The sequence below is a fragment of the Paracoccus sp. MC1854 genome (assembly GCF_014164635.1).
GTDB lineage: Bacteria > Pseudomonadota > Alphaproteobacteria > Rhodobacterales > Rhodobacteraceae > Paracoccus.
Genome location: NZ_JACJFU010000004.1, coordinates 63799 through 87031, shown reverse-complemented (window position 1 = coordinate 87031; position 23233 = coordinate 63799). Strand labels below are relative to the sequence as shown.

Below are 23233 nucleotides of genomic sequence, written 5' to 3'. Positions count from 1 at the left end.
CGGCGGGATGATCAGGAGAGCGGTTTTCAAACGGGCTTGCCGCTGCCCATTCGGAAGCGCCGAGCAATTTCATGGCGAAAGACTGAAGGACGTGGTGGTTGCCGCAAGTTCAGGCGGCCGATGCAGTTGTTCTTCCCGCCCGCAGCCAATCTGATGCGGCGCAAGCGAGGACTGCGGCGCAAGCGGAGACGCCCCTTGGCATCATTCACCTATGAAAATGATGAATGGCGGCGGGCGAGCGGATGGTGGTTCAGCACCAGTTCGCGCATCCGCTCGTCGAGGACATGGGTGTAGATTTCCGTCGTGCCGAGGTCGGCGTGGCCCAGCAGGGTCTGGATCGCCCGCAGGTCGGCCCCGCCTTCCAGCAGATGCGTGGCGAAAGCGTGGCGCAGGACATGGGGCGTGACCTTGCCCGGCGGCAGGCCAGCCGCCGCCGCCAGATTCGCAAGCATCCCGTGGAAGGCCTGCCGGGTCATGTGGCCGGCGGCTCCGGCGGCGGGGAAAAGCCAGCGTGCGCCCTTGCCCGCGACCAGCCTTCCCAAGGCGCTGCCGGCGGGGGCTGCGTCGCGCAGGACCAGCCAGCGGGCAACGGCCGCGCGGGCGGGGCCGGTCAGTGGGACCATGCGCTCGCGCCCGCCCTTGCCGCGGATCAGCAGCAGTTCCGGGTCGCCCCGCAGGGCGGCCACGGGCAGCGAGACCAGTTCGCTGACCCGCATCCCGGTCGCATAGATCAGCTCCATCGCGGCGGTGTTGCGGGCGCGGTCCTCGGGCGAGGCCCCATGCGTCGGGACGATGTCGAGCAGCCTGCCGACCTCGGCCTGGCTCAGCACCTTGGGCAGCCGCTGGCCGCGGCCGGGGCCGGAGAGGCGGATGGCGGGGTCATCCTCGCGCCAGTTCTCGTCCAGGGCGAAGCGGGTGAACTGGCGGATCGCAGAGAGCCTGCGGGCACGGGTTGCGCGGGACAGGCCCTCGGCGTCGCAAGCCGACAGATAAGCCTCGATGTCCTCGCGCGTCATGGTGGTCAGGCTTATCCCCTGCCGCGCGGCCCATGCGGCGAGGTCGGCAAGGTCGCGCCCATAAGCCAGCAGCGTATTGTGCGCCGCCCCCGCCTCGGCCGCCTGCGCGTCGAGAAAGGCGCCGATGCGCCGCAGGTCCTCGACCGCGCCCTTGTCCTGCCGCGCGGGCGGACGGCCGGGGCGGCGCGGGCCGCTCATCGGCGGGGGCCGCCCATGTGCTCGGTCAGCAGCAGCTCGACGGCGGCAAGGCGGGCGTCGGCGGGCTGGCCCAGTTCGACCATTCGGCGCAGGCCGGTTGCGGCGCGGGCAACGTCGCCGTCCAGGCCCGCTTCGACATCCGCCATCGCGGCCAGCAGCGCGAGGCCACGGCCCTCGGGCGGGGCTTCGGGCAGGGGCCTGGCTGCCAGCGCCTCGGCATAGGCGGCACCGGTGCTGCCGGTCGGAAAGGCGACGGCCGCGCCGGGGTCGCCCTCGGCCAGCGCCAGCAGCGGCCGATCGTGGGCGGGCACATCGCCCGGCTGCGTGCCCGGCACGCCGGTCAGCAGCCGCAGATGCGCCGCAGTCTCGGTCGCCCCGGAATCCAGCGTCAGCCCGGAAAGCGCGGGGCCGACCAGCCGCGCGAAGGGGACGATCAGCCCTGCCTGCAGGAACAGCGCGGCCGCCTCCGGCAGTTCTGCCGAAACCTTTGCCGCATCGCCCGCCTCCAGCGCCGCGTCGATTCGCTGGAACGCGGCGGCGCGGTCCCAGACCCCGCCCGAGGCCGCCGGCCGCTGGTCCAGATAGGCCGCCGCCAGCGGCGCGGGGTCGATGGCGCCGGCGCGGGCCAGCCGCTCGGCCGCGTCCAGACGCGCCTTCCAGCCGCCATTGCCGTTCAGGTCTGCCCAGGCAAAGGCCAGCGGCAGGTCGGCCGTGGCGAGCGGCTGGCCGATCGCCTCGAACAGCCGGAACTCCAGCGGCGTGACCTGCGCGGGATCGGGCAGCGGCTCGGACAGATCGGCCGAGCCGTCGTCAAGGAAACGTTCCAGCAGCGCCACGGTCTGCGACGGCATCATTCCGCCCGCCCTCGCGCCGTGCAGCGTCAAGGCGGCGGCGTTCCAGTCGCCTGTCCGGGCAAGGCAGTAGATGCGCGCGCTCAGGTCCGGGGCAAGGCCGGGACGCAGATCCATCGTTGCGCAGACCTCGTCCGCCGTGTCGCGCAGCAGCGCGATGTCGAAGCGGCGGGCAAAGCGCGGGCCGTCCGACCAGCCGGCCGATTGCAACAGCGCATCGGCGTCGTCCAGCCGCCCGGCCGCGATCAGCCGGTCCACGCGGGCAAGAAACAGCCGCCCTTCATCCCCTGCGGCGGCGCCCGAGGGGGGCTGAAGCTGCGCGGTCAGCATCCGCTGGAACAATGCGCGGCTGGCGGCAAGGCGCGGCTGGGCGGCGGCGATCGCCTGCGCCACGTCCCCTGCGGGCGCGGCGCCCCACAGGTCGCGGGGCAGGCGCGCGGCCTCGGCGGGGATGGCGCCCTTGGTGTCGGGGTTGCCGTCCGAAAGCCGCATCACCCCCACCGGGGGTGGCGCGGCCGAGGTCGCAAGCTCTCGCGGCGGCTTCAGGGTCGCCGGGCGCCCGGGCGGCGGGTCCGAGCGGCGGCGCTGCGCCTCGAATGGGGCAGGCTCGCCCGGACGCCAGCCGGTCGCGGGCGGGCGAGGGGGGGCGGTGCCGCCCAGCCAGTCGCTGGCCGCCGCGGGGACGCCGGTTCCCTGCGCGAATGCCGGGCCGGCGGCGGCCAGCGCGCCGAGCAGGACGAGATCAGTCCAGCGCATCGGGATCGCCTTGCTCCTGGGGTGCGGCGGCGGGCGCCGCAGCCGGCGCCGCTGCCGGAGCGGTGGCGGGGGGAAGGTTCAGGTCAAGCTCGACCGGGACGCGGATCGGCCTGGGGTCGGCGGTCATGTCGCCGAAATAGGCATAGCCCACCAGTGCGATCACGCCTGCCACGGCAAGGAAGATGATGACGCGCAGCAGCCGCATGGACAGGTCCTTTCCTTCACGGCCCGCCCACTTGCGACTGGCACGCCTTCGCGCCATCCGATAACCCGTTGCCGCGCCGGTTGAAAGCCGCGACCCTTGCACGGGACCGAGAGCGGATAGCTAAAATCCCGTGGTCTTTCACCCCGCGCCTTGTATTTGAGCGAGTCGACCATGCCGGAGCCGAAAGGAACGAAAGCGGTGAAACGCAGCATCGTGCTGATCGGCATGATGGGGGCCGGCAAGTCGGCGGTCGGGGCCGAGCTTGGCCGCCGCCTCGGCGTGCCCGTCCTTGACACCGACACCGAGATCGAGCGCGCCGCCGCCGCCGCCATCCCCGAGATCTTCGCCCGCGACGGCGAGGCCTTTTTCCGCGCCCGCGAATCCGAGGTGCTGGCCCGCGTGCTGCGCGGCCCGCCCGGCATCGTCTCGACGGGCGGCGGGGCTTTTCTGCGCCCCGAGAACCGCGAGATCATCTCGGCGGCAGGGGTATCGGTCTGGCTGGACCCAAAACTTTCGACGCTGTGGCGCAGGGTCAGGCAGAAGCCGACCCGTCCGCTGCTGCAGACCGAAGACCCGCGCGGCACGCTGGAACGCCTGCTGGCCGAGCGCGCACCGGTCTATGCGCTGGCCGACATCACCGTGGCGGTGCAGGACCGCGACACGGTCGAGGCCACCGCGACGCGGGTGCTCGGTGCCATCCGCGCCGCCTGTCCCGACATCCTGGAGCCCGCATGATCCGCACCGTCCCCGTCGCCCTGGGCGAGCGTTCCTATGACGTCCGCATCGGTCCCGGCCTGATCGCCCGCGCAGGCGAGGAAATCGCCCCGCTGCTGTCGCGCCCCCGCGTCGCCATCCTGACGGATGAGCGGGTGGCCGCCCTGCACCTGCCCGCGCTGTCTGCCGCCCTGGACCGTGCGGGGATCAGATCCTCGGCCCTGGCGCTGCCTGCGGGCGAGGCCACGAAAAGCTGGGATCACCTCGGCCGCGCGGTCGAATGGCTGCTGGCCGAGCGGATCGAGCGGCGCGACATCGTGATCGCGCTGGGCGGGGGCGTGATCGGCGATCTCGCGGGCTTCGCCGCGGCGATCCTGCGCCGGGGCGTGCGCTTCGTGCAGCTTCCGACGACGCTGCTGGCGCAGGTGGACAGTTCCGTGGGCGGCAAGACGGGGATCAACTCGCCCCAGGGCAAGAACCTGATCGGGGCGTTTCACCAGCCGAGCCTCGTGCTGGCGGATACGGATGTGCTGGCGACCTTGCCCGCCCGCGACTTCCGCGCGGGCTATGGCGAGGTGGTGAAATACGGGCTGCTGGGGGATGCGGATTTCTTCGGCTGGCTGGAGGAGCACGGGCCGCGTCTGCGCCGGGACCAGGAGGCGCTGATCCATGCGGTGGCCCATTCCGTCGCCATGAAGGCCGCCATCGTGGCGCGGGATGAAACCGAGCAGGGCGACCGCGCGCTGCTGAACCTGGGCCACACCTTCGGCCATGCGCTGGAATCCGCGACCGGCTATTCCAACCGGCTGCTGCATGGCGAGGGCGTGGCGATCGGCTGCGCGCTGGCCTTTGACCTGTCGGCGCGGCTGGGCCTCTGCCCGCAGGAGGACCCGTCACGGGTCGGCGCGCATCTGGCGGCGATGGGAATGCCGGCGCAGCTGTCGGACATTCCGGGCGATCTGCCGGATGACGCGGGGTTGATCGCGCTGATGGGGCAGGACAAGAAGGTTGTGGACGGACGGCTGCGGCTGATCCTCGCGCGTGGGATCGGGCGGGCCTTTGTTGCCTCGGACATTGATCCGGCGGCGATCGCCGCAACCCTCGGCCAAGCCAGATGATCGGCTTTACCCCCCGTTAAACCTCGGGATAGTAAGAGCGGATTCGACACCCCTGAAGGAGCCGCACATGGCAGGCAGCGTCAACAAGGTCATCCTGATCGGCAACCTGGGTCAGGACCCGGAAATCCGCACCTTCCAGAACGGCGGCAAGATCGCCAACCTGCGGATCGCCACCTCGGAAAACTGGAAGGACCGCACCTCGGGCGAGCGGCGCGAGCGCACCGAATGGCACACGGTCGTGATCCACTCGGAACCGCTGGTCCGCGTGGCCGAGCAATATCTGAAGAAGGGGATGAAGATTTACATCGAGGGCCAACTGGAAACCCGCAAGTGGCAGGACCAGTCCGGCACCGACCGTTATTCGACCGAGGTGGCGTTGCGCCCCTTCCGCAGCGAGCTGACGATGCTGGACAGCCGTGGCGGTGGCGGTGGCGGTGGCGGTGGCGGTGGCGGCGGACAGGGCGGCGGCGGCTTCGGAGGAGGCTCGCGCGGCGGCTATGACGAGGGCTATGCCGACTCTGACCGGGGTCCCTCTGGAGGCGGTTCGGGCAGTGGCCAGGGCCGGGGCACGCCGGACTTCGACGACGAGATCCCTTTCTGACCAAGTTGTTAAAAGGTAATCTCCGAGAGATCGGCGGGTTTTTGCCGATCTTTCGCAAGGTCTCCCGCCATGCTGCACGCGGCGACTGGCACGAAAGCCGGTTTCGGGTATCGTGCCGGTAAAACGATAAGCGGCGAGGGAGCTTCCTGATGAACGCAGTGATCGCGAACGTGACGCGGTGGGCCAAGGTCACCGCGCTGGCCTTTGCCGGCCTTGCGGTGGCCGCCCCGGCGCAGGCGGATGGCCTGCGGCTGGGCGGTGCGTCCTCCAAGTCGAGGGCGGTGCAGTTCCAGAAGCAGACGCAACTGATGGATTCGCGTCTGGCGGCGCAGTACCAGCGGTCCCAGCGGCTGCGGCCCGACGCCGGCAAGGAACGGACGGTGACGGTCATCAGCCTCGACGGCAGCGCCGGGTCGATCCCGCGCTATACCGGCAACCAGCGCAGCCAGTACCTGCCCCATGCCCGCGCCGCCGCCCGCAAGCACGGCATCCCCGAGGACCTGTTCCTGCGGCTTGTCCAGCAGGAATCGGGCTGGAACGCAGGCGCGCGCTCGCACAAGGGTGCGACGGGCCTCGCGCAACTGATGCCGGCGACGGCGGCCAAGCTGGGGGTGAACCCGAACGACCCGGTGCAGAACCTGGACGGCGGGGCGCGCTACCTGCGGATGATGTACAACACCTTCGGCGACTGGCGGCTGGCACTGGCGGCCTATAACGCCGGTCCGGGCGCGGTCACCAAGCACAAGGGCATCCCGCCGTATCGCGAGACCCGCAACTACGTCCGCATCATCGCCGGCGGCTGAGCCGCCGACGCCATTGCGATTGCAGGGCCGCCCGAGGGCGGCCTTTCCCTTTTCAGCGTCCCGTCCGGATCGTGTCGATCCCGGCCTTCAGCCGGACGATGCTGGCCTGCCAGCCCCAGTTCGCCAGCGCATGAGGGCGGGGGTCATAGTCGACGTGACGCTCGATCAGGCGGGCCATCGCGGCGGCGAATTCCGCCCCCGGTGCGGCGGCAAGGCCGGTTTCGGGCGTGATGTATTGCAGCCCGCAGACAAGGTCCGCATTCGCCAGCACCGGCAACCCGGCAAGCTGGTATTCGGTCAGGATCGCGGGGGCGCCGTCGTGCTGGCCACAGACCACGCCGATGCGGGCGCGGTTGATCTGGCGGTTCACTTCGTCATGGGGCAAGGGACCCACAATTTCCACGTCCAGCCCCCGGCGGGCGGCATCCGCGCGCAGTTCCTCGGTCATGTGGCCGTAGCCCACCACCAGCAGGGCCGAGGTGCCGGGGCGGCGTTCCAGCGCGTCGAACAGGATGTCGTGCCGCTTGTAGGGCTGGGTGCAGGCCACATAGACCACGTCGCGGTCCTTGGGCGCACCGGTCGGGTGGAAGGTGTCGCCCGAAGCGAACTCGGGGCCGATGGGCAGCATCAGGCAGCGCGCGCCGGGGATGCGGGCGCGGATCTCGTCCGACTGCCACTCGGCCCCGGTCAGGAACAGGTCGAAGCGGCGGGCGATGTCGTCGGGCAACCGCAGGGCGGGCGCGTCGATGGAGTTGTAGATCGTGACCGCGCCCGCGCAGGCCTCCATCAGCGCCGCATCGACGCCGAGGCCCCAGACGCACAGGATATCGGGCGCACCATGCGCCGCGACATGGGCCAGCGCCTCGGCCGAACCGTAAGGGGAAGGGCCGTCCGCCCGGAACACCCGGCGGGTCAGGCCGGGCCGCGCGGGATCGGGAGTGCCGCAGGGGCGGTTGCAGTCGGCATCGGATTCGCCGTTGCGGCCCGCAAAGCTCCATATCTCGGCTGCGTCAACGAGGCCCGAGGCCACGGCGGCCAGCGGCAGGCGTTCGAGATAGCCGCCGGTCACCCGGACCTCGGCGCGGTCGGCAAGGGGCGGCAGCGCGCCCGATGCCGGCTCGCGTGCGGCCCGAGGCTCGGGCGGCACCCGTGAACAGAAGTCAGAGATGGCGACGATCCGGGACGTGCGGACCGCTACACCTTTCGCCTGTGTCGGATGAAGCGGAGAGCGGACTTGCGTTTCGGAGATATCAAGGGCGGCGGGATCAGGCACGATGGGGTCCGGGAAAGCGGGGATGCGTCATCCCGCCCCGCTAGCATGCCGAAAAATGTTATGACAGATACAGGAAGCCGGCTCTTTGACGACGCTCAGCCTTGCGCTAGGGCCTCGGCCACCTGTGGTGCGTAATAGGTCAGGATGCCGTCGCATCCGGCGCGACGGAAGCACAGCAGGCTTTCCATCACCACCTCGCGTTTCAGCCAGCCGGCGCGGATCGCGCCCTCCATCATCGCGTATTCGCCGCTGACCTGATAGGCGAAGGTCGGCGCGCCGAACTGGTCCTTCACCTCGCGGCAGATGTCGAGATAGGGCATCCCCGGCTTGACCATGACCATGTCCGCGCCTTCGGCCAGATCGCGGGCGACGCAGCGCAGGGCCTCGTCCCGGTTCGCGGGGTTGATTTGGTAGGTCTTCTTGTCGCCCACCAGCCGCCCCGAGGCGCCGACCGCGTCCCGGAACGGCCCGTAGAAACCCGAGGCAAATTTGGCCGCATAGGACAGGATCGCCACGTCCTTGTGGCCCGCGCTTTCCAGCGCCCGCCGCAGCGCCCCGATCCGCCCGTCCATCATGTCGGACGGCCCGAGGATGTCCGCCCCGGCCTCGGCCTGCGCCAGCGCCATGCGGACCAGCGCCTCGATCGTCTCGTCGTTCAGGATGACTCCGTTCCGCACAAAGCCGTCGTGCCCGTTGATGTTATAGGGGTCCAGCGCGATGTCGGTCATCACCGCAAGGTCCGGCGCGACCTGTTTGATCGCGCGGATGGCGCGGTTGCCGATGTTCTCGGGGTCCCACGCCCTTTCGCAGCCTTCCGTTTTCAGGTCGGGGTCGGAATGGGGGAAGATGCAGATCGCGGGGATGCCGAGTTCCATCGCCTTTTCCGCCGCCCGCTTGGCTCCGTCCAGCGTCAGCCGGTCCACGCCGGGCATCGAGGGGACCTCGCCCTCGCCGCCCGCAACCTCGGTCACGAAGATCGGCCAGATCAGGTTCTGGGCCGAGACCTGCCGTTCCGCCGTCAGCGCCCGCAGGGCGGGGGTGCGGCGCAGCCGACGCAGGCGCGTGGCGGGGAAGGGCGCGATGATGGGGGTGGCGGGCATGGGGCGGCTCCTTGCAGGACAGTGGCCTGCTTGCCACGACCCCGCGGCCCCTTGCAACCGGCCCCGCTTGCCCCCGGGCGGCCGGCGTGGCTAGGGTGATCGCCGGTTCGCAGGTGGAGACAGCGATGGGAGGGACGGCAGGGCTGATCGAGGCGCTGGATACGCGGTCCTTTTCGTCGCTGTGGTATTGGCTGATGCTGACCGTCACCTGGACCTGGGTCAGCCGCGGCGCCCTGGGCATCCCGCCCGAACTGGTCCGCAGCCTGCAGAAGCGCGGAGGCGCGAGTGATGAAGCCGCTGCGCTGCGGCTGCTGGACTGGGTGTCGCTGGTCACGCCGCGCTGGCAGTTGATGCAGGATGATGGCGCGGTGCTGCTGGGCGTGACCTCCTTTGTGCTGTCGATGCTGGCGGGGCTGGGGTTTGTTTACGGGCTGGAACTGGCGCAGGCGCTGCTGCTGCTGATCGGCCCCCTGATGCTGCTGGGCTGGATGCGGCTGCGGCTCGCCGCCCGTCTGCGGGCGACCCTGGCCGAGGCCGAAGGCGGACGGCTGCCGGTCGGGGAAGCGGCCAGCCAGATCGCCGCGCGGATCGCCGGGCATCTGCGGGCGACGCTGGCAATGTCGGCGCTAGCGGTGGCGGTCGCGGCGGTCTGGGGGACGATCTGGCTGGCCGCGCATCCGAACGGGCTGTAAGCGCCGCTTGACTTCGGCCCCTCGCGGTTTACCTCAGCCTTCATGCCCGAAACCCTGATCCTTTCCGGCGCGCCCGAAGGCTTCGACGCCGCGCTGATCGCGCGCGAGGCCGAGCGCGGCGCGCCCGTCATCCACATCGCCCGCGACGACCGCCGCATGGCAGCGATGCGCGCCTCGCTGGCCTTCTTCGCGCCGCACCTTGCGGTGCTGGAGATGCCTGCCTGGGACACGACGCCCTATGACCGCGTGTCGCCCTCGGGCGAGATCATGGCGCAGCGGCTGCAGGTGCTGGCGATGCTGGCGAGCGGGGCGATCAAGCCGCCCTTCGTGCTGCTGACGACGGTCAACGCCGCCGTCCAGCGCCTGCCCGCGGCGGATACCGTCCGCGCGGCCTCCTTCATGGCCAAGGTGGGCGAGCGGCTGGACGAGGCGCAGTTGCGCGGCTTCCTGTCCCGCATGGGTTTCTCGCAGTCGCCCACCGTGACCGAGCCGGGCGACTATGCGGTCCGGGGCGGAATCATCGACATCTATACTCCCGGTCCCGGAGGCCCGGTGCGGCTGGACCTGTTCGGCGACGTGCTGGACGGCATCCGCCGCTTCGACCCCGACACGCAGCGCAGCCTCGGCGCGCTGGACCGGGTCGAGATCGCGCCCATGTCCGAAGTGATCCTGGACGACGACGCCATCGCCCGCTTCCGCCAGAACTATCGCGCGGCCTATGGCGGCGGCGCCAACGACCCGCTGTATGAGGCGGTCAGCGCGGGCCAGAAGGTCGCCGGGATGGAACACTGGCTGCCGTGGTTCCATGATCGGCTCGACAGCCTTTTCGACTATCTGCCCGGCGCGTCGGTGGTTCTGGACGACCATATCGAACAGCACCGCGCCGCCCGCTGGGAAACCATCACCGAGCAGTTCGACGCCCGGCGCGAGGCGATGGGCAAGCGCGGCGCTGACAGCGTCTATCGCCCGGTCGAGCCTGCCGCGATGTTCGCGGACGAAGCGGAATGGCAGCGTTGGCTGTCCCGCCACCGCACCATCTCGCTGTCCGTTCTGGCGCGTCCTCCGGGGCCGGGCGTGCTGGACGCGGGCGGCCGCGTGGGCCGCAACTTCGCGCCTGAGCGGCAGGCCGAGAAGACCGACCTGTTCGCCGCATTGGCCGCCCATGTCCGCGAGTTGCAGAAGACCCGTCGCGTCGTCGTCGCCAGCTTTTCTGAGGGCGCGCGGGAACGCCTGACCGGGTTGCTGTCCGACGAGGGACTGACCGGCCTTCCCATCGACGACATCCGCGCCCTGCCGGATACCAAGGGCGCGCTGGGCCTTGCCGTCTGGCCGCTGGAGGAAGGCTTCGTCACCGAGGGCCAAGCGACCGGACCGCTGGCGGTTATTTCCGAACAGGACGTGCTGGGTGACCGCCTGATCCGGGGCGCCAAGAAGAAACGGCGGGCGCAGAACTTCCTCAAGGACACGACCTCGCTTTCACCAGGCGATCTGGTGGTCCATGTCGAACACGGCATCGGCCGCTACCGGGGGCTGGAAACGATCACCGCGCTGGGCGTGCCGCATGACTGCGTGGCGCTGGAATACGCAGGCGGCGACCGTCTTTTCTTGCCCGTCGAGAACATCGAGCTGCTGACCCGCTATGGGCATGAGGAGGGCCTGCTCGACAAGCTGGGCGGCGGGGCATGGCAGGCCCGCAAGGCGCGGCTGAAGGAACGCATCCGTCAGATCGCCGACCGCCTGATGCGCGTGGCGGCGGAACGGCTGCTGCGCAACGCCCCCGTGCTGGAACCCGAGCACCACGAGTGGGAAGCCTTCGCCGCCCGCTTCCCTTATACCGAAACCGATGACCAGGCCGCCGCCATCGTGGACGTGGCCGAGGACCTGTCGGCCGGCCGCCCGATGGACCGGCTTGTCGTGGGCGACGTGGGCTTCGGCAAGACCGAGGTCGCCATGCGCGCGGCCTTCATCGCCGCAAGCCAGGGGATGCAGGTCGCGGTCGTGGCTCCCACAACGCTGCTCGCCCGCCAGCACTACCGCAGCTTTGCCGAGCGGTTCCGGGGCACCGCCATCAACGTGCGGCCCCTGTCGCGCTTCGTCAGCGCCAAGGACGCGGCGGCGACCCGCGCGGGGCTGACCGACGGCTCGGTCGATATCGTCGTCGGCACCCATGCGGTGCTGGCGAAACAGGTGAAGTTCAAGAACCTCGGCCTGCTGATCATCGACGAGGAGCAGCATTTCGGTGTGGCCCACAAGGAACGGCTCAAGGAGTTGCGCTCGGACATCCACGTCCTGACCCTGACCGCGACGCCGATCCCGCGCACGCTGCAACTGTCGCTGACCGGAGTGCGCGACCTCTCGATCATCGGCACCCCTCCGGTGGACCGGCTCGCCATCCGCACCTATGTCAGCGAGTTCGACAGCGTCACCATCCGCGAGGCCCTGCTGCGCGAGAAATACCGCGGCGGGCAAAGCTTCTTCGTCGTCCCGCGCCTGTCGGACCTGCCCGAGGTCGAGGACTGGCTGAAGGAACACGTCCCCGAGGTCAGCACCATCGTCGCCCACGGCCAGCTTGCGGCGGGCGATTTGGACCAGCGGATGAACGCCTTCTACGACGGCAGCCACGACGTTCTGCTGGCGACCTCGATCGTGGAATCGGGCCTCGACATCCCGACCGCCAACACGATGATCGTCTGGCGCGCGGACATGTTCGGCCTCGCGCAGCTTTACCAGATCCGGGGCCGCGTGGGCCGGTCCAAGACGCGGGCCTATTGCTACCTGACCACCAAGCCGCGCGTGCCGCTGACCCCGCAGGCGATCCGGCGGCTCAAGTTCCTCGGTTCCATCGACTCGCTGGGGGCGGGGTTCAACCTCGCTAGCCAGGACCTGGACCTGCGCGGCGCGGGGAACCTGCTGGGAGAGGAGCAGTCCGGCCACATCAAGGAGGTCGGCTTCGAGCTTTACCAGCAGATGTTGGAGGAAACGATCGCCAAGCTGAAATCCGGCGAGCTTGAGGGCACCCCTGACGACGAATGGGCGCCGCAGCTGAACCTGGGCGTGCCGGTGACGATCCCGGAAAGCTTCATCCCCGACCTTGACGTGCGGCTGGACCTGTATCGTCGCCTCGCGCAGCTGACCACCAAGGTGGAGTTGGAGGGCTTCGCCGCCGAGCTGATCGACCGCTTCGGACCCTTGCCGCGCGAGGTGAACACGCTGCTGCTGGTCATCCGCATCAAGGCAATGGCGAAGCGTGCGAACATCTCCTCGCTAGTGGCGGGGCCAAAAGGCGCGACGATCCAGTTCCATCAGGACAAGTTTCCAAACCCCGCCGGGTTGGTCGAGTTCCTGAACGAACAGAAGGGCGCGGCGCGGATCAGCGACAACAAGCTGGTCGTCAGCCGCTTCTGGCCCGCCGAGGCCGACCGCATCAAGGGCGCCTTCGCCGTCGCCAAGGAGCTTGCGGCCAAGATCAAGGCGGGCGGGAAGGGGGACACGGCACCTGCACGTCAGGCCGAGAAACCGACGGCAAAGGCCGCGTCTTCTCTGCCCGGGGCGAAGGCCGAAACTCGTCCAGCGTCCACGACCGCCACGCAGAGCCGCAGCGTCGCATCGGACAAGCCCGGATCAAAGCCGGGCGAGGCGGGCCGCACCCGCTGGTCGCAGGTCTCGCGTTCCGTGAAGCCGAAGAAGCCGGAGGGACGCTGGAGCTAGGCCGGAACGGAGCCTCATATGCCACACGGAGTGGCCTAGACCACCGACTGGACGCAGACTAACAGCACAAACCTGACAATTACACGTGTATAGGGGGAGTTCAGCCGCCACGTCCTTTGAAAGCACAGGAAGCCGGTGCAGATCCGATCCTCACCAACCGTATCATGCAGCGAGTATGGCGGATCTCACTGCCGTTAAACGGAATAAAACGCGGTGCCCCGAACTGGCCTGTCAGCGGAATAACCGGCCCGCGCAGGCTTCGGTCATGCCGAAGGCCATGCCCGCGCCGGTATCCGCCACCGTTCCGCACCACTGCCCTTGGGGCGAGAACAGCGAGCGCGTGTGCCCTCCGCCCGGCCGATAAGCCACCCGCCGACCGCGGGAATCGAACAGGTTCAGCGTCCCGCCGTTGGTGGTGTAATAGCCCACCGGCTCATCCCCAACCCAGATCGCCCGCCCGCCTTCCGGTCCGTTCGCCGGGTTGTCCGGCGCATTCGCCCGGATGCCCGACCCGTTCCCTGGCGCGCCGCCGCTGTTGCCCGGAGCAGTCGGCAAGTTCTGCCTGCGCGAGGACTGGTTGGCAGGCGCCCCCGGCCCAAGATCAAAGGGCATCTGCGACGGCTGCACGATGAACAGCGGTGCATCTGCAAGGGCGGAAGAAGCCGCGAGCAGCAGGGCGGCAATGAGGCCCGATCTTGACGGATTATTCATGGGGCCAGTCTAGAGGTGGTTCCGTGCCGCTCAAGCCCAGACAGGGGGATGACCTTGATGATATGATTTCAGACGCAGGCCGCCTGCCGGCCAAGACCCGAGGCGTCTGGTGCAAGGGCGTCTTTCTGCTGGGAACAAGTGAGATCCCCTGAATGGCTGCCTTGCTCTCTCCTGCTCGGGCGGATCAGGCAAATGGCAGCGATGTCCGGGACGGATGGCTCACACCATCCGTTCCTGCTCCTTCGCGGCGCGCACGAAGTCCGCAAACAGGGGCGCCGGAGCGAAGGGTTTGGATTTCAGCTCGGGATGCGCCTGAACGCCAACGAACCAGGGGTGGCCCTCGATCTCGACCACCTCGGGCAGGCGGCCGTCCGGGGACATGCCCGAGAAGACCATCCCACAGGATTCAAGCTGGTCGCGATAGGCCACGTCGACCTCATAGCGGTGGCGGTGGCGGTCTTCGATCTCGGTCGCGCCGTCATAAACCTCGGAGACGCGGCTGCCGGGCTTCAGCACCGCCGTATAGGCGCCCAACCGCATGGTGCCGCCCTTGTCGTCGCTAGGCTTGCGCTGGACCTTGTAATTGCCCTGCACCCATTCCTTGAGGTGATAGACGACCGGGGTGAAACGGTTCTGGCCCGCCTCGTGGTCGAACTCCTCGGACCCTGCATCCTCGATCCCCGCAAGATTGCGGGCAGCCTCGACCACCGCCATCTGCATCCCCAGGCAGATGCCCAAGTAGGGGACGTGCTTTTCCCGCGCGTATTTCGCGGCCGCGATCATGCCTTCCGTGCCCCGCTCGCCGAAGCCGCCGGGGACGATGATGCCGTGGAAGCCGTCCAGCAGGTGGATGCCGTCCTCTGCCTCGAGATCCTCGGCGGCGATCCATTCGGGGCGAACGCGGACGCGATTGGCCATGCCGCCATGGGTCAGCGCCTCGGAGATGGATTTGTACGCATCCTCAAGCTGCGTGTATTTGCCGACGATGGCGATGCGGACCTCTCCTTCCGCATTGGTCAGGCGGTCCATCACGTCCTCCCACTTGCGCAGGTCGGGCTTGGGGGCGGGGCTGATCTGGAAGGCGTCCAGCACGGCCCGGTCCAGACCCGCGCGGTGATAGGCCATCGGCGCCTCGTAGATCGACTTGAGGTCATAGGCGGGGATCACCGCGTCGGGCCGCACGTTGCAGAACAGCGCGATCTTGGCGCGCTCACGGTCGGGGATCAGTTGCTCGGACCGGCAGACCAGCACGTCGGGGGCAAGGCCGATCGCGCGCAGTTCGCGGACGCTGTGCTGGGTGGGCTTGGTCTTCAGCTCGCCGCTGGCGGCCAGATAAGGCAGCAGCGTCAGGTGCATCAGGATGCACTGCCCGCGCGGGCGGTCCTGCGAAAACTGGCGGATCGCCTCGAAGAAGGGCAGGCCCTCGATGTCGCCGACGGTGCCGCCGATCTCGCACAGCATGAAATCGACCTCGTCCTCGCCCACGGCGAGGAAGTCCTTGATCTCGTTGGTGACGTGCGGGATCACTTGTATGGTCTTGCCGAGGTATTCGCCCCGGCGTTCCTTTTCCAGCACGTTGGAATAGATGCGCCCCGCGCTGACGGTATCGGTGCGGCGGGCCGAGACGCCGGTGAAGCGTTCGTAATGGCCAAGGTCGAGGTCGGTTTCCGCGCCGTCGTCGGTGACGAAGACCTCGCCATGTTCAAAGGGCGACATCGTGCCCGGATCGACGTTCAGATAGGGGTCCAGCTTCCGCAGCCGCACCGTATAGCCCCGCGCCTGCAGCAGCGCGCCCAGCGCCGCCGAGGCCAGCCCCTTGCCCAGCGAGGACACGACGCCGCCGGTGATGAAGATGTAACGCGCCATGAGAAAGCCCCCGTGAATTCGGCAATGCGGCAACGATCCGCCACCGCCATCACGGGAGCCGGGCTATAACCGATTCTCCGCGATGCCGCAACGGACCGCGATGTCTGAAAGGGGCGCAAATTCCGCACGCCCCGGGTTCCGGTTGATCAGTTGGCGGGCGCAGGAGCGATCGGCACGGTCTGCGTGGTGACGTTGCCGGCAGACCCGGCCGGAGCGGCGGCTTCCGCTGCCGCAGGCGCATCTGCCGGGACCGAAGCCGCGGGTTCTGGCGGTGTCACCGGACCCTCGGCCGGCGCCGTCACGGGCGCAGACGCGGCACCCGGCGGCAGCACCGGCTGTCCCGCTGCCGGGGGCGGCGTATAGGCCGGAAGGTTCGGCAGCCCGGTCGCCGGCGCAGGGGTCCCCATCGGCGCGATGCGGTCCACGACCGAGGCGCCGACCGAGTTCCGCGCTGCGATCACCGTCAGCGCGATCGAGGTGACAAGAAAGGCCGCCGCGATGATCCAGGTCGCCTTGGTCAGCGCATTCGCCGCCTGTCGGCCGGTCATGACTCCGCCGCCACCGCCGCCCATGCCAAGGCCGCCGCCTTCGGACCGCTGCAGCAGCACCACGCCGATCAGCAGCAGGGCGAGGACGAGATGCACGGTCAGGACGACGTTTTCCACGGGGCGGCAGCCTTATGTTTCGGAACGCGCCTATCTAGGCACGGGGTCTCGGGAAGGCAAGCGGCGCCTCTGCCTGCGGGTGCATTCCAGCCGACCGTTCACGTCACGGAACGCAAGGGGCTTCTTTCTGGCCCAAATACCCATACGGCCCTTCGACTCCGTGCTGCCGCCCCCATTCAGCGCAGCGCCGCCAAAGCTTCGCCCAGATCCAGCGCCCCGTCGTAAAGCGCCCGCCCCGAGATTGCCCCGGCGATCACGCCGGTATCCCGCAGCTCGATCAGGTCCGACAGCCGCGACACTCCGCCCGAAGCGATCACCGGAATCGACACCGCGCGGGCCAACGCCGCCGTCGCCGCGACATTCGGCCCTTCCATCGCGCCATCGCGGTCGATGTCGGTATAGATGATCGCGGCCACGCCCGCGTCCTCGAAGCGGCGGGCGAGATCGGTTGCCATGACCTCGGTGTCCTCGGCCCAGCCGCGTGTCGCAACCCGGCCCTTGCGAGCGTCGATGCCCACGGCGACCCGTTCGGGGAAAAGCCGCGCGGCTTCGGTCACAAGAACGGGGTTCTCGACAGCCACGGTGCCCAGGATCACCCGGCGCACGCCGCGGTCCAGCCAGCCCTCGATCGTTGCCATGTCGCGGATGCCGCCGCCCAACTGGACGGGGACGTTCACAGCCGCAAGGATCGCCTCGACCGCCGTGCCATTCACCGGCTGGCCCGCGAAGGCGCCGTTCAGGTCCACCAGATGCAGCCATTCAGCGCCTGCGTCCTGGAAGGCGCGGGCCTGTGCCGCCGGGTCGGTGCCGAAGACGGTCGCGGCCTCCATGTCGCCGCGCAGAAGCCGCACGCAGGCGCCGTCCTTCAGGTCGATGGCAGGGTAAAGGATCATGGCTCGTGCTCCGTCTGGCAACCGGCCCCCCCATGCCACACGGGGGGCAAACGTGAAAGTGCGCCCTGACTTCACGTCACGCTTGCCGGAAGCGCCGCGCACCAGGCCAATCGCAGCCAGGGAGACAAGGGAGGAACCCATGAGAACCATCACGCTCGCCGCCGCCTTCACCATGGCCGCCACGGCCGCGCTGGCGGCCGATCCGATCGAGGGAGTCTGGCAGACGCAACCCGACGAAGGCTCGGTCGCGCTGGTCCAGATCGTGCCTTGCGGCGGGGCCTATTGCGGGACCATCGTCAAGACCTACAAGGGGCAGCAGGAATACCAGTCCCCGAACATCGGCAAGCAGATCGTGATCGGCATGGCGCCTTCGGGCCGGGACGCCTATGCGGGGAAGGTGCTGCGGCCCGCAGACAACAAGACCTACAACGGCAAGGCGCAGGTCAGCGGCGGCTCGATGAAGCTGTCGGGCTGCGTCGCGGGCGGGCTGATCTGCAGGTCGCAGACCTGGACCAGGTTGAAATAGTCAGGCCGCCGCGCCCTTTGCCGGACGCGGCCGACCTTCAGCGCCGTGCCAGCCCCGAGCGGAACAGCGCCGCCGCGAGTCCCGGATCGACGCTGCGCCGGCCGCCAGCCGGATCGTGGCCCAGAAGACCGTTCGGGCAGAGCCGGTCGTCGTCCCAGCCGAAATGGTTGGCGACGGGGTAAAGGCAGATGCCCTCGACCGGAACTCCCCGCGCCCGCGCCCGCAGGGTTTCCGCCGCGACATAGTCGAACCACGGGCCGCGCCGGTCTCCTTCGGTCCCTGTTTCCGCGATCAGCATCGGGCGGCCGTAGCGGGCCGCGACCTCGAACAGCAGGTCGGACAGGGGCCGGTAGATGACGTCGTCCACGTCCACGGTCTTGCCGCCGTGAATCCACTGGTTGTTCCAGTAGTAGTTCACCCCGACGATATCGAGGAAGGAGGGATCGCCCCCGATCTGCGGCCACATCCAGCCGCCCAGCAACTCGAAGGCCTGGAACTGCGCGTCGTGATAGCCCTGCGCTTCCCAGCGGGGCTGTCCACTCCAATCGACATGGTGGATGGCGATCATCGGCTCGGCATGGACGAATCGGGCGCGGGGGTCCACGTCGCGCAGCTCGATCATGGCGGCGATGGCGGCCCGGGCGAGCTGGCATTTCAGCTCGTAGCCGCGCCCGGCGCCATAGGGGTTCAGGTAGCGTACGTCCCCCCCAGCCCAGGCGTGGAAGCTGATCTCGTTTACCGGGCACCAGAAGGGCACGTCGTCGGTCAGGCCGCGGAGGTGTTCCGCCACCGCGCGGGCATAGCGGGCGAAGCGGTCGACGAACTCGGGGCGCCAGATGTCGATATCCTCGGGCCAGCCGTAATGCAGCAGGTCCCAGACGATCTGGGTGCCGGTATCCCGCGCCGCCTCGACCATGGGCGTGAAGCTGGAGAAATCATACTGTCCGCCCCGGTCGATCAGGTGCCAGCGGGCGCCGTCGCGGCAGGCGCGAATGCCAAGCGCCGCAAGCTGCAGATAATCCTGCGCCGCATGGCTGTCGTGGCCGACCTGTGCCAGCAGGTCGCGGTGCGGGCCCCAGCCGTGACGATGAGTCGAGCTTTCCCAGCCCCCCAGCACGAAGCTGCTGAACAACGAGGGCGGGGGCGGCGGTCGCTGTTCGGCCAGAACCTCGTCGATCAGCGCCTGCCAGCGGGGCACCACGACCTCGACCGCATGGTTCGCCTCGACATGGGTGCGCAGGCTGTCGCCCAGCCTGCGGCGCAGGCCGGGATCATGCGCCAGCCGCAGGATGGCATCCGCGACGGCGCCGGGGTCTTCATGCGGAACGAACAGACCCGAAACGCCGTCCCTGACCTGTTCCAGCGCGCCGTTGTCGGGGGTTGCGATCACCGGCAGCCGCGCCGCGCCCGCCTCGGAAATGACATGGGGCATCCCCTCGCCGCGCGACAGCCAGCAGAAGACGTCCATCGCCGCCAGCAGGTCCGGCACGTCGCCGCGGTCGCCGGTGAAGATCAGGCGGCGTTCCAGCCCCAGCGACCGGGCGCGGTGGCGCAACTCGTCGGCATATTCGGGCATGAAGGCGTCGGGTCCGCCCACCACGATGAAGCGGGCTTGCGGCTCGCTGCGGGCGACGATGGCGGCGGCCTCGATGAAGTCCTCGACCCGCTTCTTGCGGTCGAGCCGGCCAACCCAGCCGACCAGCAGTTCGTCGGGTCCAACGCCAAGGGCGGCGCGGACGGGTTCGCGAGCCTCGGGGCGGAACTCGGACAGCTCCACCATCGAGGGGATCTCGACGGCATGATGCGGACGGTCGGGCATCCGGGACGCGGCAGCCTCGCGGATGCTGTCGCAGACGCCGATATAGCGGGCGGTGAAGTGCTTGGGGCCTGACAGCGCCTCGCGGACAAGCCCGCCATGCTCGATCAGGGGTGGGCGCAGCTTCAGCCGTTCCAGCGCCGGATAGATGTCGGCTACGTCCTGGCAGGACACCACGATGTCGAAGTCCGACAACTTGCGGCGCAGGTAATCGACCGTCTCGTCGAAGCCCATGTCATAGGCGGTGGTATCGACGTGGATGCCCAGGCCGCGCAGCTGGTCGTGGCTGTGGTCCGGCATCCCCGGCTTGCGGAAGCAGGGAATGACGTCGATGCGGTAGCGGTCGCGCGGCAGGTGCCGGGCGAGCAGGCGGACTTCGGTTTCCTCGCCGCCGATGACCAGCCAGGCGAAGACGAAGAGGATGCGGATCTTGCCCGCATCCGGGTGGGGATGCGGGAAATGGTCGGGCGGGATCTCGCCCCAGGCCTGATCGAAGCCCGCGTCGAAGGCGGCTTGCGCGAAATCGTCCATCATGTCGCGTCGAACACGATCTGCAGGAACTCGGGCCGGTCGTTGACCAGATGGCGCAGGAAGCCGGGCGCGTCGTCATACGGGACCACATGGGTGATCATGTGCCGCCGGATGGCCTCGCCCTCGCGCTGCAGCAGGCGGATGGTTTCCGCCGCCAGCCGCCGCTGGTCCCAGGCCTGGGCCACGGGACGCGGCATCCGGTTGATCTGGGCGCAGCGGATGGACAGGCCGTTGTGGTGGAACTCTTCGCCCAGCCGCAGGCTGTCCATGCCGCCCTGGTAGAAGGCGAGGTCGATCACCGTTCCCTGCGGGCGCAGCGCCTGCAGGCAGCGGTTGAGGCTGTCGGGACGGGCGCGGGTCTGGAAGACATATTCCGCCCCGCGCCCCCCGATCTTGTGGTGCCACAGGGTCTTGGCGTGGCGGACGGCGTCATCCTCGCCCATCGCCTCGAAGCCCATGGCCCGTGCGATGTCCTGCCGGAAGGGCGAGGGGTCCACGACCACGATGTCCGACGCCCCGCCCATCCGGGCGAACATCGCGCAGAACAGGCCCACGGTGCCGCCGCCCCAGACCAGCACCGGGCGGCCTTCCACCCCCGCGCCGAGGAAGGGAACGGCGGCGCCGAACTGTTCGGCGTCGGCGTGCAGGATGCCGTTGGCGGCGATCGGACCCATCTGGGCCACGAAGATGCCCAGCATGGGGTCCAGCCCATGCGGCAGCTTCAGCAGCAGGTCATGCGCCGCATCGGCCGTGTGGCCCGACTTGTGGCCGAAGGTCGTGCCGACCACGTCGCCCGCCCGGAAGCCCGGCACGCGGGCGTCCGACACCCGCGCCGCTTCCATGTAGCCCAGGAAGTTGACCGGGAAGCGGGCCGAGGGCTCGCCGGGGATGAACAGCCCCTGCCAGTCGTCCCAGCGGCTGTGCAGATAGGGGTTCGTCCCCTTCATGAAGGTCAGTTCGGTCCCGGCGGACAAGCCGGTATAAAGCAGGTCCAGCCGGATGCGGCCGTCCGGGGCGGGGCCTTCGTCGTAGTGGAAGAAGAACGGCTCGCCCGGCCGCTCGATCCCGAGGCTGCGGACGGTGCGGTGTTCATGCGGCATCGTTGGGGCCTTACGCAAGCGATGGACGAAAGATGGGCTGCGGGTCGGCCCGCAGCACCTCCATCTTAACAAGGGCATTGGCCTGGGCCGAACGGGTGATCGCAAGGGCCACGCGGTGCGTCTCCAATGCCTCGGCATAGGGGCAGCGGATGCGGTTCTCGCGGCCCATGACGGCCTCGACGAAATCGCGGTCCTCGCGCCAGACGGGGTCGCCCTGGGCGTGGCGCACGGGGCGGCCCTGGCCCACGTCCACCATCAGGTCATGGTCGGTGATTTCCAGCGCCATGGCGTCGGAAAAGACGTGCAGCCCGACGCGGTGGTTCCAGCGCAGAAGGCAGGTCGAGCCGAGGTTCGCCACCGCGCCCGAGGCAAAGCGCAGCGTCGCCGCCGTCGCGGTCGGCACGGTCAGGCCGGGGAAATCGCCGCGCTCGCGGTGGGTGGAAAGGCCGAAGACCTCGGTCACGTCACCGGCCAGGAAGCGGGCGGCGTCGATGATGTGGGTCGCCTGCTCGACCACCTGCCCGCCGGATCGGTCCTCGCGCCACCACCATTCGGGGGGCGGGGTCTGGTCGATCCAGAAGCCCTGCATCAGATGGGCGGGGTTATGGGCCAGATGCGCCCGCGCCTCGTCCATCGTGTCGAGATAGCGCCAGTGATAGCCCACGGCGGTGATGAGGCCCGCGGCAGCGACCTCCTCGGCGATCTCCTCGGCCAGCTCGATGTCCAGCGAGATCGGCTTTTCCACGAAGAAGGGCAGGCCGCGGGCGATGCAGGCGCGTTCGGCGGGGCCATGGGCGAAGGGGGGGATGCAGATATAGACGGCGTCCAAGTCGGCGTCGGCCAGCATGGAATCGAAATCGGGATAGGCGGTCGCGCCCATGCGCCGGGCGGCATCCTCGGCCCGACCTTGGTCGGGATCGGTCACGGCCACCACGGCCACGTCGGGCATGGTTTCCAGCACGCCGAAATGGCGGTGGGCGATGCCGCCCGCGCCGATGAAGCCCAGTCTCACTCTGTCCATTCTGTCCCCGGTCCGATGCCGCAATGCGGCGCGATATATTCTTGCAGTGTCCGCGGCCATCCGCGCCGCCGTGAACCGCTGCGCAAAGCGCGCGGCCTGTCGGCTTGCAGTTATGGCGCGCCTTTCGAGATTGTCGAGTGCATCTTCAAGAGCTTGCGCGAGGTCCCGCGACCGCCCGAAGGGGACCAGCCACGGGTGGTCCGGCCCCAGCGCCTCGACGCTGCCGCCGATACGGGTGGCAACCGCCGGAAGCCCAAGCGCCATCGCCTCGAGCAGGACCAGCGGCAGCCCCTCGAAGGCGGACGGCAGGGCCAAGACGTCGGCGCGAGACATCAGTTCGGGCACGTCGTCGCGGCGGCCGAGGAAATCCACCGAAGCGGTCAGGTCGAGCCGCCTGACCAGCAGTTCCAGCCTTTCCTGCAGCGGCCCGCCGCCGACCAGTTGCAGGCGCGCGGGCGTGCCGCGGCAGTGCAGGCGGGCCAGCGCCACGATCAGCGTCCGGTGCAGCTTCTGCGGGGTGAAGCGGCCGACGCAGAGGATGGTCGGCGCGGCATTTCCATCCGCGCGGGGCAGGGCGGCGGGCTTGATCCCGTTGGCGATGGCGGCCACGGGCAGGCGCGGACCGGGCATCCGCCTTGCCGCACGCCGCCAGCCCTCGCCCGCCTCGCGCGAGACGGCGATGACCGCATCGACATGGGCCGAGGCTGCGGCGTATTCGCGGATCTGCCCCGGTTCGGTGAGCAGCCATGGCAGATGCTCGGTGCGGATCACGGCTGCACCCGTATCGCGTGCGATACGGGTCAGTTCGTGGCCTTCCCAGCCGATGCCGGCGTGGACATGGACGAGGTCGGCACATGCCTGCGCGATGGCGCGGTGCCAGTCGCCCATGACAATCCGTGCGGGCAGGCCGCTTGCCTGCGCCCGGTCCACTAGCCGGCGGCCGGCGTCATGGTCGGGAAAGGCCAGCACGGCCTGAACGCCCTCGGCCGCCAGGGCGGCGGCCAAGATCAACATGTGTTCGCCCACCCCCGAGGGTTCGGGGCTGTCGGTAACGAGCAGGGCTCGCATG

Annotated in this window: 19 protein-coding genes; 7 read left to right on the top strand and 12 right to left on the bottom strand. The window is 69.2% G+C overall.

Features of this window, described 5'->3' with window-relative positions:
• Positions 1–209: 209 nt before the first annotated feature.
• From H5395_RS04930 to H5395_RS04920, 3 genes are read right to left on the bottom strand one after another with little or no spacing between them, the layout of a single operon-like run.
• A complete protein-coding gene (locus H5395_RS04930) occupies positions 210–1214 on the bottom strand; it encodes a tyrosine recombinase (protein ID WP_182791407.1) in 1005 nt (334 codons plus the stop codon).
• Positions 1211–2821: a hypothetical protein gene (locus tag H5395_RS04925; RefSeq protein WP_182791406.1), complete on the bottom strand. Its 1611-nt coding sequence runs from the start codon at positions 2819–2821 to the stop codon at positions 1211–1213. The genes H5395_RS04930 and H5395_RS04925 overlap by 4 nt, the downstream gene beginning before the upstream one ends.
• Entirely contained in the window at positions 2808–3026 is a 219-nt protein-coding gene (locus H5395_RS04920) for a hypothetical protein (protein ID WP_182791405.1), read from the bottom strand. Before H5395_RS04920 ends, H5395_RS04925 begins: the two co-directional genes overlap by 14 nt.
• Positions 3027–3224: 198 nt before the next feature.
• On the opposite strand from H5395_RS04920, the gene H5395_RS04915 reads away from it, so the two are divergent.
• The 4 genes from H5395_RS04915 (at position 3225) to H5395_RS04900 (ending at position 6262) form a co-directional block, all read left to right on the top strand.
• The gene (locus tag H5395_RS04915; protein ID WP_182791404.1) at positions 3225–3761 is read left to right on the top strand and encodes a shikimate kinase; all 537 of its coding nucleotides are present in this window, start codon (positions 3225–3227) and stop codon (positions 3759–3761) included.
• Positions 3758–4858, top strand: coding sequence for a 3-dehydroquinate synthase (gene aroB / locus H5395_RS04910; protein WP_182791403.1), 1101 nt, complete (start codon positions 3758–3760; stop codon positions 4856–4858). Before H5395_RS04915 ends, aroB begins: the two co-directional genes overlap by 4 nt.
• 67 nt (positions 4859–4925) lie before the next feature.
• A complete protein-coding gene (ssb, locus tag H5395_RS04905; protein ID WP_182791402.1) occupies positions 4926–5459 on the top strand; it encodes a single-stranded DNA-binding protein in 534 nt (177 codons plus the stop codon).
• Positions 5460–5608: 149 nt separating this feature from the next.
• Positions 5609–6262 carry a lytic transglycosylase domain-containing protein gene (locus tag H5395_RS04900; protein WP_182791401.1) on the top strand — a complete coding sequence of 218 codons (654 nt, stop codon included), beginning with the start codon at positions 5609–5611 and terminating at the stop codon, positions 6260–6262.
• Between the two features lie 52 nt (positions 6263–6314).
• On the opposite strand, the gene H5395_RS19410 is transcribed toward H5395_RS04900, so the two are convergent.
• Both H5395_RS19410 and hemB read right to left on the bottom strand, forming a co-directional pair.
• On the bottom strand, positions 6315–7535 hold the full coding sequence (locus H5395_RS19410; protein ID WP_220494824.1) for a glycosyltransferase: 1221 nt from the start codon (positions 7533–7535) through the stop codon (positions 6315–6317).
• 95 nt (positions 7536–7630) lie between these two features.
• A complete protein-coding gene (gene hemB / locus H5395_RS04890) occupies positions 7631–8635 on the bottom strand; it encodes a porphobilinogen synthase (RefSeq protein WP_182791400.1) in 1005 nt (334 codons plus the stop codon).
• 125 nt (positions 8636–8760) lie between these two features.
• On the opposite strand from hemB, the gene H5395_RS04885 reads away from it, so the two are divergent.
• A complete protein-coding gene (locus tag H5395_RS04885) occupies positions 8761–9327 on the top strand; it encodes a hypothetical protein (RefSeq protein WP_182791399.1) in 567 nt (188 codons plus the stop codon).
• Positions 9328–9369: 42 nt separating this feature from the next.
• Positions 9370–13035: a transcription-repair coupling factor gene (gene mfd, locus H5395_RS04880; RefSeq protein ID WP_234450828.1), complete on the top strand. Its 3666-nt coding sequence runs from the start codon at positions 9370–9372 to the stop codon at positions 13033–13035.
• Positions 13036–13266: 231 nt separating this feature from the next.
• Here the strand turns inward: mfd and H5395_RS04875 are convergent, their stop codons facing one another.
• The 4 genes from H5395_RS04875 to hisA all read right to left on the bottom strand — a co-directional run bounded on the left by H5395_RS04875 (position 13267) and on the right by hisA (position 17170).
• Positions 13267–13647 (bottom strand): hypothetical protein, encoded by a 381-nt coding sequence (locus tag H5395_RS04875; RefSeq protein ID WP_234450829.1) that lies wholly within the window; start codon positions 13645–13647, stop codon positions 13267–13269.
• A 318-nt stretch (positions 13648–13965) separates the two neighbouring features.
• Complete coding sequence (locus H5395_RS04870) at positions 13966–15612, bottom strand: CTP synthase (RefSeq protein WP_182791397.1); 1647 nt, start codon at positions 15610–15612, stop codon at positions 13966–13968.
• Between the two features lie 146 nt (positions 15613–15758).
• On the bottom strand, positions 15759–16277 hold the full coding sequence (secG, locus tag H5395_RS04865) for a preprotein translocase subunit SecG (RefSeq protein ID WP_182791396.1): 519 nt from the start codon (positions 16275–16277) through the stop codon (positions 15759–15761).
• A 176-nt stretch (positions 16278–16453) separates the two neighbouring features.
• Positions 16454–17170: a 1-(5-phosphoribosyl)-5-[(5-phosphoribosylamino)methylideneamino]imidazole-4-carboxamide isomerase gene (hisA, locus tag H5395_RS04860; protein ID WP_182791395.1), complete on the bottom strand. Its 717-nt coding sequence runs from the start codon at positions 17168–17170 to the stop codon at positions 16454–16456.
• Positions 17171–17309: 139 nt separating this feature from the next.
• Between hisA and H5395_RS04855 the strand changes: the two genes are divergently transcribed.
• Entirely contained in the window at positions 17310–17696 is a 387-nt protein-coding gene (locus H5395_RS04855) for a DUF2147 domain-containing protein (RefSeq protein WP_182791394.1), read from the top strand.
• A gap of 37 nt (positions 17697–17733) precedes the next feature.
• Here the strand turns inward: H5395_RS04855 and H5395_RS04850 are convergent, their stop codons facing one another.
• From H5395_RS04850 to H5395_RS04845, 3 genes are read right to left on the bottom strand one after another with little or no spacing between them, the layout of a single operon-like run.
• Complete coding sequence (locus H5395_RS04850) at positions 17734–20046, bottom strand: glycosyltransferase family 4 protein (protein ID WP_200559412.1); 2313 nt, start codon at positions 20044–20046, stop codon at positions 17734–17736.
• A complete protein-coding gene (locus H5395_RS18500) occupies positions 20043–21143 on the bottom strand; it encodes a zinc-binding alcohol dehydrogenase (protein ID WP_220494822.1) in 1101 nt (366 codons plus the stop codon). The genes H5395_RS04850 and H5395_RS18500 overlap by 4 nt, the downstream gene beginning before the upstream one ends.
• A 10-nt stretch (positions 21144–21153) precedes the next feature.
• Positions 21154–23232 (bottom strand): glycosyltransferase, encoded by a 2079-nt coding sequence (locus H5395_RS04845; protein ID WP_200559414.1) that lies wholly within the window; start codon positions 23230–23232, stop codon positions 21154–21156.
• Position 23233: the final 1 nt, after the last annotated feature.